Raw genomic sequence first — 17610 nt, 5'->3', positions numbered from 1 at the left:
GACAGATTATCTGGAGAATCCAGCCGTCATGCCGGAAACAGCCGCGGTGGTCGCCGACTCGGAACGCAGTACTCCTGCCGCGCCGAGTCCCGGTATTGCAGGATGCCGCCGCGCTGCGGAGCGGCTTCTGCATGAGGCGGTTCCGGTGCTGCGGCCGGCCGAGGCGCCCCGCCCCGTGGCTCTGCCGGCCGGCCGCGCTTCCCGCGCCGGAGCGCACAGCGCACTTCGGCCGCGTTTTTCGAAAAAAATCGGCGGCACGCCCTCGGGAATCCCGGGAATAATTCCTAAATTTGCAGGATGAATTACGATGACTGATTACGCCCCGAACCTATGCTGAGCCTGATTTTCTTTATCTTCCTCGTCCTCCTCTGCACCCTCTTCATGGTGCTCTCGGCCCTGGCCCTCGTCCTGTGCTGGCCCTTCGACCGCGCGCGCCGCACGGTGCACGAACTCTCGCGCATTCTCGTGCGCATCTTCTTCGCCATCCCGCCCCTGTGGCGGCAGCGCGTCATCGGACGGGAGCTCATCGACCGGCATCAGCGCTACGTGATTGTCATCAACCACCGTACGGTCATCGACATCCCGACGCTCTACTACCTGCCGCTCAACTTCCGCTGGGTCTCCAAGCGCGAGGTCTACAAGGTTCCCTTCTTCGGGCAGTACCTCTTCCTGCACGGCGACATCTGCATCAACCGCGGCCGCGCCACGGAGGCGATGGAGCAGCTGCTGCGCGAAGGCAAGCTCTGGCTCTCGCGCGGGGCTTCGGTGGCCATCTTCCCCGAAGGGACCCGCTCGAAGGACGGCGAGATTCACCGCTTCAAGGCGGGCGCCTTCCTGCTGGCCAGGGAGGCGGGCGTGGCGATTCTCCCGGTGGTCACCGAGGGAACCAACACGCTGATTCGCCCCAACGGCCTCTTCAACTGGGGCAACCGCATCACGATTCGGGTGCTGCCGCCGGTTCCGGCCGAGCGCGTGGCGGCCGAAGACCCCCACGTGCTGATGCAGGAGGTGCACGACGCGATGTGCTCTGCGCTGGAGGAGATTCGTCGCAAATAGGACCGCCGGGGTCCGACAGCCGCATCCCGCCTCGCGTGCGCGGGTGCGCCCTTCGTGCCGGAGGACGAACGGACCGCGGACCGCGGGCGTCCTGCGGCGCTTCCGGTTATGGACTGAACATGAATTATGGCTGACTTATTGAATAATATTCCTACGGACAACTACGGCGACGACGCCATCGTCACCCTCACGCCCCGCGAGCATATCCGCCTGCGCCCGGGCATGTACATCGGCAAGCTGGGCGACGGCTCGCAGGCCGACGACGGCATCTACGTCCTCATCAAGGAGGTGGTGGACAACTCGGTCGACGAGTTCATCATGGGCGCCGGACGCCAAATCGACATCACGGTCGAGGGGCAGCTGGTCACCGTGCGCGACTACGGCCGCGGCATCCCGCTCAACTCGCTCACGGCGGCCGTCTCGGAGATGAACACCGGCGGCAAGTACGGCGGCTCGGCCTTCAAGAAGACGGTGGGTCTGAACGGCGTGGGCGTCAAGGCGGTGAACATGCTCTCGAGCGAGTTCACGGCCCGCTCGGTGCGCGACGGCCGGGCCCACGAGGTGACCTTCGCCAAGGGGCTCGAGCAGGGCGAGCGCTGGGAGGAGCACACCGACGAGAAGAACGGAACCTTCATCTCCTTCCGCGTCGACGAGGAGGTCTTTGGCCCCTATGCCTACAACATGGAGTATGTCGAGCAGATGGTGAAGAACTACACCTATCTGAACCTCGGGCTGACCATCCGGCTCAACGGCCGGAGCTACGTCTCGAAGAACGGCCTGCTCGACCTGCTCAACGAGAACATGACCGACGAGCCGCTCTATCCGCCCATCCACCTCTCGGGCGACGACATCGAGGTGGCCATCACCCACGGTACGGGCTACGGCGAGAGCTACTACTCGTTCGTCAACGGACAGTACACCTCGCAGGGCGGTACGCACCAGGCCGCCTTCCGCGAGGCCATCGCCAAGACCATCAAGGAGTTCTACCACAAGGACTACGACCCGTCGGACATCCGCACGTCGATTATCGCCGCCATCTCGGTCAAGGTGACCGACCCGGTCTTCGAGTCGCAGACCAAAATCAAGCTGGGCTCGAAGGAGATTGAGCCGGGCGTCTCGATGCGCAACTTCGTGATGGACTTCCTGGGCAAGCATCTGGACGACTACCTGCACAAGCATGCCGACACGGCGCAGGTGCTCCAGAAGAAAATCGTCGAGAACGAGAAGGAGCGCAAGGCCATCTCGGGGGTCCAGAAGAAGGCCCGCGAGACGGCCCGCAAGGTCTCGCTCAACAACCGCAAGCTGCGCGACTGCAAGATTCACCGCACGGACCGCAACGAGCTGGCCGAGCAGTCGATGATATTCATCACGGAGGGAAACTCCGCCTCGGGCTCCATCACCAAGAGCCGCGACGTGCGCACGCAGGCGGTCTTCTCGCTGCGCGGAAAGCCGCTCAACTGCTTCGGACTGACGAAGAAGGTGGTCTACGAGAACGAGGAGTTCTACCAGTTGCAGTCGGCGCTCAACATCGAGGAGGAGATGGAGAACCTCCGCTACGAGAAGGTGATTATCGCCACCGATGCCGATGTCGACGGCATGCACATCCGGCTGCTGCTGATGACCTTCTTCCTGCAGTTCTTCCCCGAGGTCATCCGCGAGGGGCACCTCTACGTGCTGCAGACGCCGCTCTTCCGCGTGCGCAACAAGAAGGAGACCCACTACTGCTACTCGGAGGAGGAGCGTCTGCGGGCCATCGCGCGCTGCGGGGCCAATGCCGAAATCACCCGATTCAAGGGTCTGGGCGAAATCTCGCCCGAGGAGTTCCGCGAATTCATCGGCGAGCGGATGCGTCTGGACCGGGTCCGCATCACGAAGGACGACCCGATTCACGACCTGCTGGAGTTCTACATGGGCAAGAACACCTACGAACGCCAGGGCTTCATCATCGACAACCTCCGCATCGAGGAGGACCTCGTCGAGGAGGACCTGCGTCTGAGCTGAACGTAACACGCCGCCGGCGGCCGGCGCCCCCGTCCGGGGTGCGTGCCGCAGGGCCGGTCAACCAAGCAACGGATTATGTCTGAAGAGAAAGATAAACGCGAGCAGGAAGAGCTGCTCAACGAAGAGGATGCCTCGACGCCCGAAACCGATGCCGGCAGCGAGGAGGAGGCTCCCGTCGACGCCCCCGCCTCCGCACAGTCGGGCCGGCCGAGCCGCTTCGGCCGCCTGATGCAGGAGGAGGCCGGCGTGCGCAAGCTGGCGGGCATGTACAAGAACTGGTTCCTCGACTACGCCTCCTACGTGATTCTGGAGCGCGCCGTGCCCCACGTCGAGGATGGCCTCAAACCCGTGCAGCGACGCATCCTCCACGCCATGAAGGCGGTCGACGACGGCCGCTTCAACAAGGTGGCCAACATCGTCGGCCAGACCATGCAGTACCACCCCCACGGCGACGCCTCCATCAAGGATGCGCTCGTGCAGCTGGGGCAGAAGGAGCTGCTCATCGACTGCCAGGGCAACTGGGGCAACATCCTCACGGGCGACGAAGCCGCGGCGGGCCGTTACATCGAGGCGCGCCTCTCGAAATTCGCCCTCGAGGTGGTCTTCAACCGCAAGACCACCGAGTGGATGCGCTCCTACGACGGCCGCAACGAGGAGCCCGTCACGCTGCCCATCAAGTTCCCGCTGCTGCTGGCGCAGGGCTCCGACGGCATCGCCGTGGGTCTGGCCTCGAAGATTCTGCCCCACAACTTCGTGGAGCTCATCAACGCCTGCATCGCCCACCTCCAGGGGCGCGAGTTCCAGCTCTATCCCGACTTCCCGACGGGCGGCATGGCCGACGTGAGCCGCTACAACGACGGCCTGCGGGGCGGCACGGTGAAGGTGCGCGCCCGCATCTCGAAAATCGACAAACGGACGCTCGCCATCACGGAGATTCCCTACACGACCACCACCGAGTCCATCAAGGAGTCCATCATCAAGGCGAGCGACAAGGGCAAAATCAAAATCCGCAAGGTCGACGACAATACGGCCGAGAAGGCGGAAATCATCGTGCAGGTGGCCCCCGACGAGTCGTCGGACAAGACTATCGACGCCCTCTACGCCTTCACCGACTGCGAGGTCTCGATTGCTCCGAACGCCTGCGTCATCTGGGAGGACAAGCCCCACTTCCTGGGCGTGTCGGAGATTCTGCGCCGCTCGGCCGAGCATACGCGCTGGCTGCTGGGCCGCGAGCTGGAGATTCGCCTCGGCGAGCTGAACGAGGCGTGGCATGCCGCCTCGCTCGAGCGGATTTTCATCGAGAACAAGCTCTACCAGCTCATCGAGGGGTGCCGCAGCCGCGAGGAGGCCTACGCCGCCGTCGACAAGGGGCTGGAGCCCTTCAAGAAGCAGCTGCGCCGCGAGGTGACGCTCGAGGACGTGCAGCGCCTGACGGAGCTGAAGTTCATCCGCATCTCGCGCTACGATACCGAGAAGGCCGACAACGAAATCCGCCAGATTGAGGCCGACATCGACGAGACGCGCTACCACCTGGCCCACCTGACGGAGTATGCCGTGGCCTACTACGAGCACATCCGCGAGAAGTACGGCAAGGGGAAGGAGCGCCGCACCGAGCTGCGCGAGTTCGACTCGATTGAGGCGACGCGCGTGGCGGTGACCAACGCCAAGCTCTACGTCGACCGCGCCGAGGGATTCTTCGGCATCGGCAAGTCGATGAAGGATGCCGAGTTCGTCTGCGACTGCTCGGATATCGACGACGTGATTGTCTTCACGCGGGACGGCCGCTACGTCATCACGAAGGTCTCCGACAAGGCCTTCTTCGACAAGGGCATCTACTACATCGGCGTCTTCAAGCGCAACGACGAGCGGACCATCTACAACGTCCTCTACCGCGACGGCAAGAACGGCCCCATCATGATGAAGCGCTGCGCCATCAAGGGCATCACGCGCGACAAGGAGTACGACATCACGAAGGGGACGCCGCGGAGCGAAATCCTCTACATGTCGGTCAACCCCAACGGCGAGGCCGAGGTGCTGAAGGTCTACTTCAAACCGCGCCCGCGGTTGAAGAAGGTGATTGTCGACCTCGACTTCTCGACGCTGGCCATCAAGGGGCGCCAGAGCCAGGGCAACCTCTTCTCGCGCTACGGCATCCACAAAATCGTCCTCAAGGAGCGGGGCACCTCGACGCTCGGCGGCCAGAACATCTGGTACGACGACGACGTGCGCCGGCTCAACGCCGAGGGGCGCGGCCGCCTGCTGGGCGAGTTCAAGGGCGACGACAAGCTCATCGTCTGGACCTCGAAGAACCAGTACTACATCACGGGCTACGACCTGGCGCAGCACTTCCCCGACGATACGGTGCGGGTCGACCGCTTCGAGGCGGACCGCGTCTACAGCCTCTGCTACTACGACCGCGAGCAGCACTACTACTACCTCAAGCGCTTCACGGCCGAGATGAGCGACCGCCTGCAGTTCTTCCTCGAGGAGGGGCAGGCCGACTTCGTCTGCCTGACCGACAAGGCGGGGGCGAAGCTCGAAATCACCTACAAGGGGGCCCATGCGGCGCGCCCGGCCGATTTGGTGGATGTCGACGAGTTCGTCGGCGTGAAGAGCCACCGCGCCAAGGGCAAGCGTCTGACGACCTACGAGGTGGCGACGCTGCGCTTCATCGAGCCGGAGCTCCCGCCCGAGCCGGAACCCTCCGACGGCGAGGAGCCGCTGGAGGAGGACGATGCTGCCGGTGTTGAGGGAGCTGCCGGAATTTCCGCGGCAGCCGGGGCTGCCGCGGGTTCGAGTGCTGCCGGCGCGGAGCGGGGCGGCTCTTCGGAGGCTGCGGCGGAGGATGCTCCGGCGGCGGCATCCGCAGCCGGAAACGCCTCCCGGGATGCGGCCGCAGGCGCGGCCCCGAAGGGGGCGTCGGGTGCTCAGACGGGTGCTCAGACGGGTGCTCAGACGGGCGCCTCGACAGGTGCCCAGACGGGCAAGCGGCGTGCGGCGGAGCCGCGCGGCGGTGAAATCTCGACCACGGGCCTTCCCAAGACGGGAGGAGGCGGCGTCGACTTCGAAATCGAGCGGGCCAAAGGCGATGTGGACGAGGTGATTGACCCCGAGCAGCTCAACCTCTTCTGAAGCTGATTCCGGGGCCCTTCGGCGGCGGAGCCGAGGTCCGTGCGGCCGCTCTGGCTCGGGGCCTCTGCGGGGTGCCGGCGGTGCCGGAGAAGACGTGACGGCAGGTTCGGAGAAGAAGGAGCCTGCGGGGCGCCAAGCCCGAGATGAAGCCGGCGGAAGACGCCGGTGGCGTCGGCCGGGTACCTGCGGAGCGGCGGAAAAAATGCCGGAGCGGTGCCCGGAAAATGCCGGCGGAAGGAGCCCGAAACGGTGCCGGAAAGGTGTCTGCGGGGCGCCGGAAAATGCCGGCGGGGCGTCGGCGGGACGCCAAGCCCGAGAAGATGCCGGCGGAAGGCGCCGGAAAAGCCGAGGCAGAGCCGGTGCCGGCAAATGGAACATGCAACGATGAAACCTCTCTTTTTGATAGGATACATGGGGTGCGGCAAGAGCACCGTCGGGCGGAAGCTCTCGCGCCGCCTCGGGTGGCGCTTTGCCGACACCGACGCGCTGGTCGAGGAGGCCGAGGGGGCCTCCGTGGCCGACATCTTCCACTACGAGGGCGAGGAGCGCTTCCGTGAGGTGGAGCGTCAGGTGCTCGAGCGCCTCATTGCGGCGGCGGAGCCCGTCGTGGTCTCGACGGGCGGCGGCCTGCCTCTGTGGCACGACAACATGGAGCGCATGAATGGCTCGGGCGTGACGGTCTACCTGCAGCGCTCGGCGGCGGGAATCGCCCGCCGGCTGACCCCCTACGGCCGCCGCAAGCGCCCCCGCCTGCGCGGCCTGAGCGACGAGGAGCTGGTCCCCTTCATGGAGCGCGACATGGCTCTGCGCGCCCCCTTTTACGAGCGTGCACAGCTCACGCTGGCGTGCGATGCGCTGAGCGACGAGGCGGCGCTCGATGCCGTCGTGGCCCGGCTGCGGGCGGACGGCCTGGTGCGTTGAATCTTCAAACTGACGTCTGATTGCTATGGACAACCGTCCTGTCGGAGTATATGATTCGGGCCTCGGAGGCCTGACCGTGTGGCGCGAGCTGCGGCGTGCGCTGCCCGGGGAGTCGCTCCTCTATCTGGGCGACGGCAAGAACTGCCCCTATGGGGCGCGGCCGCGCGAGGAGGTGCGCCGTCTGGCCTGCCAGGCGGTCGACTACCTCATTGCGCAGGGGTGCAAGCTGGTGGTCGTCGCCTGCAATACGGCCACGGCCGCAGCCATCGACTTCCTGCGCGAGCGCTATCCCGACATCCCGCTCGTGGGCATGGAGCCGGCCGTCAAACCCGCCTGCCTGCATACGCGCAGCGGGGTGGTGGGGGTGCTGGCCACCGAGCGGAGCCTCGACGGCGAGCTCTTCCGGCGTACGGCGGCCCGCTACGGTCGCGGCATCGAGGTGGTGACCGCCCCTGGCAAGGGCTTCGTCGAGCTGGTGGAGTCCGACCGCGAAGCGACGCCCGAGGCCGAGGAGTGTGTGCGTCGGGCAATGGCCGGGATGCTGGAGCGCGGTGCCGACCAGATTGTCCTCGGCTGTACGCACTATCCCTTTTTGATGCCCGTCTTCGAGCGGATTGTCGCCGGGCGCGACGTGACCATCATCGACCCCTCGCCGGCCGTGGCGCGGCGCACGGCCCAGCTGCTCGACCAGTACGGTCTGCGGGCCGCCCCGGACCACCCTCCCACCTACGAATTCCGCACCTTTGCCGACGAGGCCTACCGGGAGCGCCTCCGCGCCAAGGCCTTTGCCGACGCCGATACGCCCGCTGCCCGATAAGCGGCGGCGGAGCGGCAGGGAGCGTTGCGGCGCCCGTCCGCCAAGCTGCGGCGGGGCAGGAAAACCGGTTGCAGCGGTCCGGGAATATGTTGCCGCCGCTTGCCGGGCGGTGGCGGGGCGGCATGGAGCGTTGCGGCGACAGTCTGCCAGGCGGCAGGGCGGAGAACCGGTTGCAGCGGTCCGGGAATATTTTGCCGCCGCTTGCCGGGCGGTGAAGTTCCGGGCCGAGTCGGGCGGCGGGCCGAAGCCGGGCGGCGGGGCTAAACCGGGAGACCGGGCCGAACCGGATGCCCGGGCCGACGCGGGGCGGTGAAGCTCCGGACCGGAACAGGTCGGCTGGGCGGAGAAGCTCCGGGCCGAAGCCGGGCGGCGGGGCGGAGACGTTCCGGGGCCGGCTGAGCCATGTCGCGGCGCACTCGCTTTCAGCCGGTTGCGCGCCGCCAGTTCGAGCGCAGCTCGATGCCGCTCGCGCAACGCGCTGAGCCGCCGCGGCTCCGCCGCATTCTTCCGACGGATTCGACCCTCCGATTTTTTAGTTTCGCAAAATTTCCGTAACTTCGCTTGATAAATCAAGCGCAAATTCCATGGCATCCAAAAATACCTCCTCCGGCAGTCGTCAGCAGACCACCCGTTCGAACCGCGACAGCGCCCGCTGGACGCTCGGCCTGCTGCTCTTTTTCACGGGGCTTTTCGCCACGGCGTCGGTCCTCTTCTCCTTCTTCTGCTGGTCGGCCGACCTGAGCGTGCTGCAGGGCGTCGGCAGCGACAGCCCGCTCTACGACGACACGGTAGAGAACCTCTGCGGGCGTGCGGGTGCCTGGCTGGGCGAGCAGCTCGTCGGCCGTTCGTTCGGCGTCTTCGGGGTGCTCATCCCCGTGATGCTGACGCTGGTGGGGGTGCGCATCATCCGCCAGCGCCCCATCCTGTTCAACCACTCGATTCTCTCGCTCTCGCTCATCATGATTCTCGGGTCGCTCACCCTCGGCTTCGCCTTCGGCGACAAGTGGAGCCTCTGCTCGAGCACGGGGTGGGGCGGCGCCTTCGGCATCGGGGGCGGCGAGTGGCTCGGCGCCCAGATTGGCTCGGTGGGGACCCTCATTCTGCTGCTGGGCGGCTGGATTCTGACCGGCGTCTTCATCAACCGCAACTTCATCAATACGGTCAATACGGCCGGCAACGCCATGGTGGACAAAGGGGGACGGATTGTCGACATGGTCTGCCACAAGATGGCTTCGGGCCATGCCCAGCAGGGTGAGCAGGAGGAGCAGGAGGCCGAAGCGGCCCCGTCCGAGCCCTCCTCGCCGCGTACGGCCGCTCAGGCCGCTCAGGCCGCACCGGCTGCGCAGCATGCCGCGCAGCGCCGTGATGCCGCCGCGGAGCGCCCGGCAACGACCTCCGAGCGTGAGAACCCCCGCGACGTGCCCGGCCGGACGGGTCGCGAGGTGCCGCACGACGAGCCGGCGACGCTCACCGTGCAGCGCCGTGCGGAGGAGCCCCGTCCGACGGCTGCGGCCGCTTCGGAGGAGAACCCCTTCCTCGAACTGGCCCCCGACGGCAAGCCCGTCGAGATGGAGATTGCCCGCCACACCGCCGAGGAGGAGGCGGAGCAGCCGCACGCGCCGCATGCCGACGCGTCGGATGACGCCTTTGAGGAGGTCGACCTCGCGTCGCGCGAGGGGCGTCTGGTGATGGGCCGCAGCGGGCTGGTCGAGCTCGAACGCCCCGCCGCCCCCGTGCGCCGTCCCGCCGTGGTGCAGAACGGCCCCTTCACCGAAATTACCGTCGGCGGAGAGCCTGCGCCGGAGTCCGCACCGGAAGCCTCCGGGGAGGCCGGCGCCGCACGGCAGGACTCCTCCGCCCGGCACGCGGCACCGGAGCCGGCCGCTGACCCCTCGTCGCCCTTCGTCGAGATTGCCCTCACCCCCGCCGCATCGCAGCACGAGGCGGAGACAGCCGCTCCGCACTACGGGGAGGAGGCGTCCGCCGCCCCGCAGTACGAAGCAGAAACGCCCGCCGCGCCCGCCGCGCCGCTGCATGCCGCCGCCGAACCTGTCGAATCGCTGCATGCGGCTGCCGCCGAGCCGGGCATCGTGGTGACGGTCGAGGCCAACAAGGCCCGCGAGGTCGACGACGCGCAGATTGCCACCGACGCCTACGACCCGCTCAAGGACCTGGTCAACTACCACCGCCCGCCCGTCTCGCTGCTCGAGGACTACATGTCCGACACGGAGGTGAGCGACGAGGAAATCTACGAGAACAAGTCGAAAATTGAGGAGACGCTCAAGAACTTCGGCATTCCGATTCAGCGCATCAAGGCGACGGTCGGCCCGACGGTGACGCTCTACGAGATTGTCCAGGCGCAGGGGGTCAAGATTTCGAAAATCCAGGGCCTCGAAAACGACATCGCCCAGAGCCTCAAGGCGCTGGGTATCCGCATCATCGCCCCCATCCCGGGCAAGGGCACCATCGGCATCGAGGTACCCAACCGCGACAAGCAGGTGGTCTCGATGTATTCGGCCATCCGCTCGCTGCGCTTCCAGGAGTCGAAGGCCGAGCTGCCGGTGGTCATCGGCCGCACGATTCAGAACGAGAACTACGTCTTCGACCTCACGAAGATGCCCCACCTGCTCGTGGCCGGCGCCACGGGTCAGGGCAAGTCGGTGGGTCTGAACGCCATCATCACCTCGCTGCTCTACCGCAAGCACCCCGCGCAGCTCAAGTTCGTGATGATTGACCCCAAGATGGTCGAATTCTCGCTCTACGCCAAAATCGAGAAGCACTTCCTGGCCAAGATGGAGTCCGAGGAGGAGGCCATCATCACCGACCCGCGCAAGGCGGTCTATACGCTCAACTCGCTCTGCATGGAGATGGACGCCCGCCTCGAGCTCTGCAAGAAGGCCGGGGCGCGCAACATCTCGGAGTACAACGAGAAGTTCGTCTCGCGGCGGTTGAATCCCCACAACGGCCACCGCTACCTGCCCTACATCGTGGTGGTGGTCGACGAGTTCGCCGACCTGATTATGACGGCGCGCGAGGTCGAGGGTCCCGTGATGCGTCTGGCGCAGAAGGCCCGCGCCATCGGCATCCACCTCATCATCGCCACGCAGCGACCCGACGTGAAGGTCATCACGGGCGGCATCAAGGCCAACTTCCCGGCCCGCATCGCCTTCCGCGTGATGCAGATGATTGACTCGCGCACCATCATCGACCAGCCGGGTGCCAACCAGCTCATCGGCCGCGGCGACATGCTCTTCTCGAAGGACGGTCAGCTGACCCGCATCCAGTGCGCGCTGGTCGAGACGCGGGAGGTCGAGCGCATTGTCGACTACATCTCCAAGCAGCAGGGCTACACGTCGGCCTACCTGCTGCCCGACTACGCCCCCGACTCGGGCGAGGGTGGCGGCGGCATGGGCAGCGAGGAGTCGTCGGCGCCCCAGAAGTACGACTCGCTCTTTGCCGAGATTGCCCGCGACGCCGTCTCGAGCGGGAGCATCTCCACCTCGATGATTCAGCGCAACTACGAGGTGGGCTTCAACCGTGCGGGCCGCATCATGATGCAGCTCGAGCGTGCCGGCATCGTCGGCCGCCAGCAGGGGGCCAAGCCGCGCGACATCCTCTTCCACGACATGCCCTCGCTCGAGGCCAAGCTGCAGGACCTGGGCCTCTTCTGAGGCCGGATGGCGGGGACCGGACGAGAGGGGAAGACGACCCCGGAGACGGGGCGGTTCCGGTGAGAGGGGGCGGGCCCGATGAGAGGTTGGACAGTGAAGGGGCGGTCCCGGAGCTGAAGCGGGCCGGTGAAAGGGCGGTCCGACGTGGATGCGCCCGCGAGGCTCCGATTGCGGGCGGCGGGGGCCGGACGGTGAAGGGGGGCGGTCCCGGTGAAGGGGTGGTCCGGAGAACCACGATTGCGGGCAGCGGGGGGCGGTCCCGGTGAAGGGACCGCCTTGTGTGGAAGCACCCCGGTGAAAGAGGCGGCCCGGTGTGGAAACATCCCGGTGAAAGAGGTGGCCCGGTGTGGAAGCGGCCCGGTGAAAGAGACGGCCCGGCGTGGAAGCGCCCGCGAGGCTCCGATTGCGGGCAAGGAACCCGAGGCCCGGTGAACTTCGATTGCGGACGGTTAACCCGAGGCCGGGAGGCGTCGATTCTGGCCGGGCAACCCGCCGGATGGCGCAATATGAACCGACAAATACCTTTGAAGATGATGAAATACGGAATCCATACATGGAGGTGGCCGCTCTGCAGCGCGCTGCTGCTCTTCGCTGCTCAGCCGCTCCGGGCGGCGCAGGCATTCCTCGGCGCTTCGACCGCCGCGGAGGTTCGCTCTGCGGCGCCCGCTTCGGAGCGTTCGCAGCGGGCCGAAGAGCTGCTCCGGCGGCTGGTGGCCTCCATCAAGGCGCTGGGCGACTACGGCGTTTCGTTTGCCGTCGAGAGCGGCGACCAGACGGTCGAGGGGCACTACAGCGTCTCGGGCAACCGTTACAGCATGACGCTGGGCGATGCCGAGGTCTTCTGCGACGGCAAGGTCCGCTACGAGGTGGACCACCGCCGGCGCGAGGTGGTCATCGACCGGGTCAACGAGTCGAGCCGCAACATCGTCGACAACCCGACGCGCGCCTTCGACTTCCTCGATGCGCAGTACCGTGCCTCGCTCGTCAGCGAGGTGGGCTCGTGCGCCGTGGTGCGCCTCACGCCGGCGGAGGGGGGTGCGCTGCCCGTGGGGAGCATCCTGCTCGAGGTGGATACCTCTGCCGCGAAGCCCCGTTCGCTGACCTACGACTTCGACGGCGAGCAGGTTGTGGTGCGGGTGAGCCGCATCGCTGCGGAGCATGCGGCCCTGCGCACGTTCGACGCCTCGGCCTGCAAGGGCTACGAGTTCATCGACTTCCGGTAGCCCGTCCTCGGCCAGCCATCCGGCGCGGCCAGCCTTCCGCCCACGACCTGCTGTCCGGCACGGCCCGCCTCCCTGTTGCGGCCAGCTTTCTGTTGTAACCCGCGGCCCGGCACGGCCCGTCATCCTGTTGCGGCCCGCCATCCGGCGCCGTCTGCCGGTCGTCTGCGGCCTGCCGTTCGGCACTTCCGGCTTTTCGGTGCTGCCGGTTTTTCTGCGTTGCCGGCCTTCCGTCCGCGGCGGCTCCGATGGGTGCGGCCGGTTGCGGCGAGCCTCCGGCCGCCATTGATTGCAGAGGCGGCGCCTGCGGCCGAAACCATCGCGCGGCGGTTACGACCCGCCGCGAAACCCCGTAAAAATCCCGACCCCCTGTCGGGATTTTTTTTTGAACGGCTCAAATCGCCCGAAAAGGGGCCTTGCGGGGACAAATCGCGCGAATTGCCCCGTCGCGGCCCCAGATTTCGGCGCCCAAAGTTGGCCATATCGAAAAAAAAACCTATTTTTGTCTGTTAAAACGAAGGTAATTCCAGAGAGAAATGCTAACTGAAGAAGAAAAGAATGCCGGTTTGGTGGGGCGTATCATCCCCATTAACATCGAGGAGCAGATGAAGACGGCCTACATCGACTATTCGATGTCGGTCATCGTGTCGCGTGCGCTTCCCGATGTGCGGGACGGTCTGAAGCCCGTGCATCGCCGTATCCTCTACGACATGAGCGCCGAGCTGAATCTCTATTCGGACAGACCCACGCGTAAGTCGGCACGTATCGTCGGCGACGTGCTCGGTAAGTTCCACCCCCACGGCGACGTGTCGGTCTACGACGCCATGGTGCGTCTGGCTCAGGACTGGTCGATGCGCTACCCGCTCGTGGACGGCCAGGGCAACTTCGGCTCGATGGACGGCGACTCGCCTGCCGCCATGCGTTACACCGAGGCCCGCATGAAGAAAATCACCGACGAGGTGATGGCCGACATCGACAAGGAGACGGTCGACTGGACGCTCAACTTCGACGATACGATTCCCGAACCCACGGTCCTCCCCACGAAGATTCCGCTGCTGCTGGTCAACGGCGCGAGCGGTATTGCCGTCGGCATGGCGACCAACATGGCCCCGCACAACCTGGGCGAGGTGGTCGACGCCTGCTGCGCCTATGTCGACAACCCCGACATCGAGTGCGAGGAGCTGCTCAAATACGTCAAGGCCCCCGACTTCCCGACGGGAGGCATCATCTACGGCTACGAGGGTGTGCGCGAGGCGCTGCTCACGGGCCGCGGCCGGGTGGTCATGCGCGCCCGCACCGAAATCGAGCATACGGCCAGCGGCCGCGAGTGCATCGTCATCACGGAGATTCCCTACATGGTCAACAAGGCGGAGATGATTAAGAAAATCGCCGACATGATTAACGAGAAGAAGATTGAGGGCATCTCCTACATCAACGACGAGTCGGACCGCAACGGACTGCGCATCATCGTGATTCTGAAGCACGATGCCGTGGCGAGCGTCGTGCTCAACACGCTCTACAAGAATACGCCGCTGCAGACGGTCTTCCCGGTGAACAACATCGCGCTGGTCAACGGCCGCCCGCAGCTGCTCAACCTGCGCGACCTGGTCAAGCACTTTGTCAACCACCGCCACGACGTGGTGGTGCGCCGCACGCGCTTCGAGCTGCGCAAGGCCGAGGAGCGCCTCCACATCGTGCTGGGTCTGCTCATCGCCCAGGACAACATCGACGAGATTGTCCACATCATCCGCTCGTCGCAGACCCCCGACGCCGCCAAGCAGACGATGATTCAGCGCTTCGGGCTGAGCGACATCCAGGCTTCGGCCATCATCGAGATGCGTCTGCGCGCCCTCACGGGGCTCGAGCACGGCAAGCTGGTGGCCGAGCGCGACGAGCTCGAGAAGCAGATTGCCCACCTGAAGGAGGTGCTGGCCAACGTCGGCATGCAGCTCGAGATTGTCAAGCAGGAGCTGCTCGAGGTCAAGGAGAAGTACGGCGACGAGCGCCGCACGGAGATTGTCTACGCCTCGGAGGAGTTTAACCCCGAGGACTTCTACGCCGACGACGACATGGTCATCACCATCTCGCACATGGGCTACATCAAGCGCACGCCGCTGGCCGAGTACCGTACGCAGAACCGCGGCGGCGTGGGTGCCAAGGGGAGCGCCACGCGCGACGAGGACTTCATCGAGCACATCTATACGGCCACGATGCACAACACGATGCTCTTCTTCACGGAGAAGGGCCGCTGCTACTGGCTCAAGGTCTACGAGATTCCCGAGGGCACGCGCAGCTCGAAGGGCCGCGCCATCCAGAACGTCATCCAGATTGAGCCCGACGACAAGGTGCGCGCCTACATCCACGTCAAGCGTCTGGACGATGCCGACTACGTGAACAGCCACTACATCGTCATGTGCACGAAGGAGGGCGTCATCAAGAAGACGCTGCTCGAGGCCTACTCGCGTCCGCGCCAGAACGGCGTCAACGCGATTGTCATCCGCGAGGGCGACCAGCTGCTCGAGGCGAAGCTCACGAGCGGCAGCGCCGAAATCATGATTGCGGCCCGCGGCGGCAAGGCGATTCGCTTCAACGAGACGACGGTGCGTCCCATCGGACGTGTGGGCGCCGGCGTGCGCGGCATTTCGCTCGAGGAGGGCGACAAGGTGGTCGGCATGATTTGCATCGAGCCCGACTCGAAGCAGGACGTGCTCGTGCTGAGCGAGAACGGCTACGGCAAGCGCACCGACCTGGAGGAGTACCGCATCACCAACCGCGGCGGCAAGGGCGTGAAGACGATTAACATCACGGAGAAGACCGGCGACCTGATTTCGATTCAGGCCGTGACCGACGACAACGACCTGATGATTATCAACCGCTCGGGCCTGACCATCCGCACGGCCGTGTCGCAAATCCGCATGGCGGGACGCGCCACGCAGGGCGTGCGCATCATCAACCTGCGCGAGGGCGACGCGATTGCTTCGGTCATGGCCGTGCCGCATGCCGACGAGGAGGAGACTTCTGCCGCAACGGACGAAACGGCGGGACAGACCGCAGTCGAGGCTCCGGATGCGGAGAACGGCGCTCAGGACGCAACGACCGAGACGACTGAGACGACCCCGGAGAAGTAGTTCCTCCGGGCCGTTTCGGCCGGAAAGGACATCTTTGGGGCAGTTTCATGCGGCGCATCTGTTGCAGTAGTGGATTTTATGCCTATATTTGCAGGTAGGAAACACCGCATGACGGAAACCAAATACAAACACCTAAAAATAAGTTCTTTATGAAAAAAACATGTGTAACGGCCCTCGCGGCGCTGCTTCTGGCAGTTCCCGCCGTGCAGGCTCAGAAGGTGAACAAGGATTCGTTCCTTTCGAAAATCGAGAAGAGCGACGCCGACATCGCCGACGTCAAGAAGGGAGCCAAGGCTGCAACGTGGGTAAATCGCGGCAAGCTCTTCTTCGAGGCCGTATCCGAACCGACGAAGGACCTGTTCCTCGAAATGGACCCCGTGATGCTCAAGTTCAACGACGGAGAGCCCCAGTCGACCTCCGAGGTGACCTTGCTCGACGTGCCCTACACGGCCTATGTATATCCCTACTACACGGCCTATGTCAAGGACAACAAGATTATGGCATGGACGCAGACCCAGGAGATTTACCCCGGCGCTCTGGAGCTCTCGCTCGAGGCCTACAACAAGGCCTACGACATGGACCACAAGACCGCATCGAAGGTCAAGGTCGGTCTGAAGCAAATCAGCGACTTCTGCGCACAGGCCGGTGACGTGAGCATCACCACGGGCAAGTATGCCGACGCGGCCAAGTACTACATGACGGCCTATGCCGCACAGAGCAGCCCCGCCTACGGCGAGAAGCCCAACCTGGCGCTGCTCTACTATGCGGGCTATCTGAAGACGGTCGAGGGTTCGACGAACCCCGAGGCCTATGCCGAGGGTGCCGACTACCTGAACCGTGCGCTCGAGCAGGGCTATACGGACGAGGATGGCAACATCTACTACTACCTCTTCCACTGCTACTACGGCCAGAAGGATAAGGACGCCGCCTTCGTCATGAAGAGCAAGGATGCGTTGCTGGAGGGTATCGAGAAGTTCCCGAAGAACGAGCGTATTCTCGACGGTCTGATGCAGCTCTACACGGCCGAGAAGGGCGTGGGCGACCCCGCCGACCTGGTGACGATGATTGACGCCGCCATTGCCGAGAATCCGACCAACACGGACCTCTGGTTCGGCCGCGGCCGTATCTTCTACGCGCTGAAGAACTACGACGAGAGCATCAAGTCGTTCGAGAAGATTGTCGAGCTGAAGCCCGACATGTACGAGGGCAACTACTACCTCGGCGTCTTCTATGCGCTCAAGGGCGATGCCATGAACAAGGAGATGAACGAGCGTCAGTACAGCAGCCAGGCCGACTACGATGCCGACCTGAAGACGGTCAATGCGGTCTACATGGCAGCAGTGCCCTGGTTCGAGAAGGTCCTCGAGCTGAAGCCCAACGACCCGGACGCCGTTGAGTTCCTCAAGTCGCTCTGCTTCCGTCTGCGTGACGAGGAGGGCATGATGGACAAGTACAAGAAGTACAACGACCTCTACAACCAAATCAAGGGTAACTAATCGCCCGGCGGTTTGAACGAAGCGCGGCAGCCTTTAGCGGGCTGCCGCTTTTTTTGTGCCTGCCGGGGAGGGGAGGCACTTGGAGGTGCGGGAATGTCGGTCTCTTATACCCATCTGACGCTGCCGACGAATAGAGAGGGTCTGCGGTGGCATAAGTCACGTCTCCAA

The 17610-nt window shown here is 65.0% G+C and carries 9 protein-coding genes; all 9 read left to right on the top strand.

Features of this window, described 5'->3' with window-relative positions:
* Window positions 1-330 precede the first annotated feature (330 nt).
* The 9 genes from C8267_RS10425 (at window position 331) to C8267_RS10385 (ending at window position 17442) form a co-directional block, all read left to right on the top strand.
* A complete protein-coding gene (locus tag C8267_RS10425; RefSeq protein WP_087362431.1) occupies window positions 331-1056 on the top strand; it encodes a lysophospholipid acyltransferase family protein in 726 nt (241 codons plus the stop codon).
* Between the two features lie 126 nt (window positions 1057-1182).
* Window positions 1183-3057, top strand: coding sequence for a DNA topoisomerase IV subunit B (locus C8267_RS10420; protein WP_087362432.1), 1875 nt, complete (start codon window positions 1183-1185; stop codon window positions 3055-3057).
* Between the two features lie 75 nt (window positions 3058-3132).
* Entirely contained in the window at window positions 3133-6189 is a 3057-nt protein-coding gene (locus C8267_RS10415; RefSeq protein ID WP_106634557.1) for a DNA gyrase/topoisomerase IV subunit A, read from the top strand.
* A gap of 384 nt (window positions 6190-6573) precedes the next feature.
* Window positions 6574-7110: a shikimate kinase gene (locus C8267_RS10410; RefSeq protein ID WP_106634600.1), complete on the top strand. Its 537-nt coding sequence runs from the start codon at window positions 6574-6576 to the stop codon at window positions 7108-7110.
* Window positions 7111-7135: 25 nt separating this feature from the next.
* Window positions 7136-7927 carry a glutamate racemase gene (gene murI, locus C8267_RS10405; RefSeq protein WP_106634556.1) on the top strand — a complete coding sequence of 264 codons (792 nt, stop codon included), beginning with the start codon at window positions 7136-7138 and terminating at the stop codon, window positions 7925-7927.
* Between the two features lie 584 nt (window positions 7928-8511).
* Window positions 8512-11598: a DNA translocase FtsK gene (locus C8267_RS10400; protein ID WP_106634555.1), complete on the top strand. Its 3087-nt coding sequence runs from the start codon at window positions 8512-8514 to the stop codon at window positions 11596-11598.
* A gap of 530 nt (window positions 11599-12128) precedes the next feature.
* Entirely contained in the window at window positions 12129-12821 is a 693-nt protein-coding gene (locus C8267_RS10395; RefSeq protein WP_234025756.1) for a hypothetical protein, read from the top strand.
* Between the two features lie 533 nt (window positions 12822-13354).
* Window positions 13355-15946 (top strand): DNA gyrase subunit A, encoded by a 2592-nt coding sequence (gene gyrA, locus C8267_RS10390; RefSeq protein WP_106634554.1) that lies wholly within the window; start codon window positions 13355-13357, stop codon window positions 15944-15946.
* Window positions 15947-16095: 149 nt separating this feature from the next.
* On the top strand, window positions 16096-17442 hold the full coding sequence (locus C8267_RS10385; RefSeq protein WP_106634553.1) for a tetratricopeptide repeat protein: 1347 nt from the start codon (window positions 16096-16098) through the stop codon (window positions 17440-17442).
* The last annotated feature ends 168 nt before the right edge of the window (window positions 17443-17610 follow it).

It is taken from the genome of Alistipes sp. Marseille-P5061, assembly GCF_900290115.1.
Lineage (GTDB): Bacteria > Bacteroidota > Bacteroidia > Bacteroidales > Rikenellaceae > Alistipes > Alistipes excrementigallinarum.
The sequence above is the reverse complement of the archived record's forward strand: the minus strand, read 5'-3'. Positions and strand labels throughout refer to the sequence as shown.

What these genes read in the sequence shown, in the direction of transcription:
- C8267_RS10415 (WP_106634557.1), top strand. Translation starts at nt 3,133, where the DNA reads ATGTCTGAAGAGAAAGATAAACGCGAGCAGGAAGAGCTGCTCAACGAA.
- C8267_RS10400 (WP_106634555.1), top strand. Translation starts at nt 8,512, where the DNA reads ATGGCATCCAAAAATACCTCCTCCGGCAGTCGTCAGCAGACCACCCGT.
- C8267_RS10420 (WP_087362432.1), top strand. Translation starts at nt 1,183, where the DNA reads ATGGCTGACTTATTGAATAATATTCCTACGGACAACTACGGCGACGAC.
- murI (WP_106634556.1), top strand. Translation starts at nt 7,136, where the DNA reads ATGGACAACCGTCCTGTCGGAGTATATGATTCGGGCCTCGGAGGCCTG.
- C8267_RS10425 (WP_087362431.1), top strand. Translation starts at nt 331, where the DNA reads ATGCTGAGCCTGATTTTCTTTATCTTCCTCGTCCTCCTCTGCACCCTC.
- C8267_RS10395 (WP_234025756.1), top strand. Translation starts at nt 12,129, where the DNA reads ATGATGAAATACGGAATCCATACATGGAGGTGGCCGCTCTGCAGCGCG.
- gyrA (WP_106634554.1), top strand. Translation starts at nt 13,355, where the DNA reads ATGCTAACTGAAGAAGAAAAGAATGCCGGTTTGGTGGGGCGTATCATC.
- C8267_RS10385 (WP_106634553.1), top strand. Translation starts at nt 16,096, where the DNA reads ATGAAAAAAACATGTGTAACGGCCCTCGCGGCGCTGCTTCTGGCAGTT.
- C8267_RS10410 (WP_106634600.1), top strand. Translation starts at nt 6,574, where the DNA reads ATGAAACCTCTCTTTTTGATAGGATACATGGGGTGCGGCAAGAGCACC.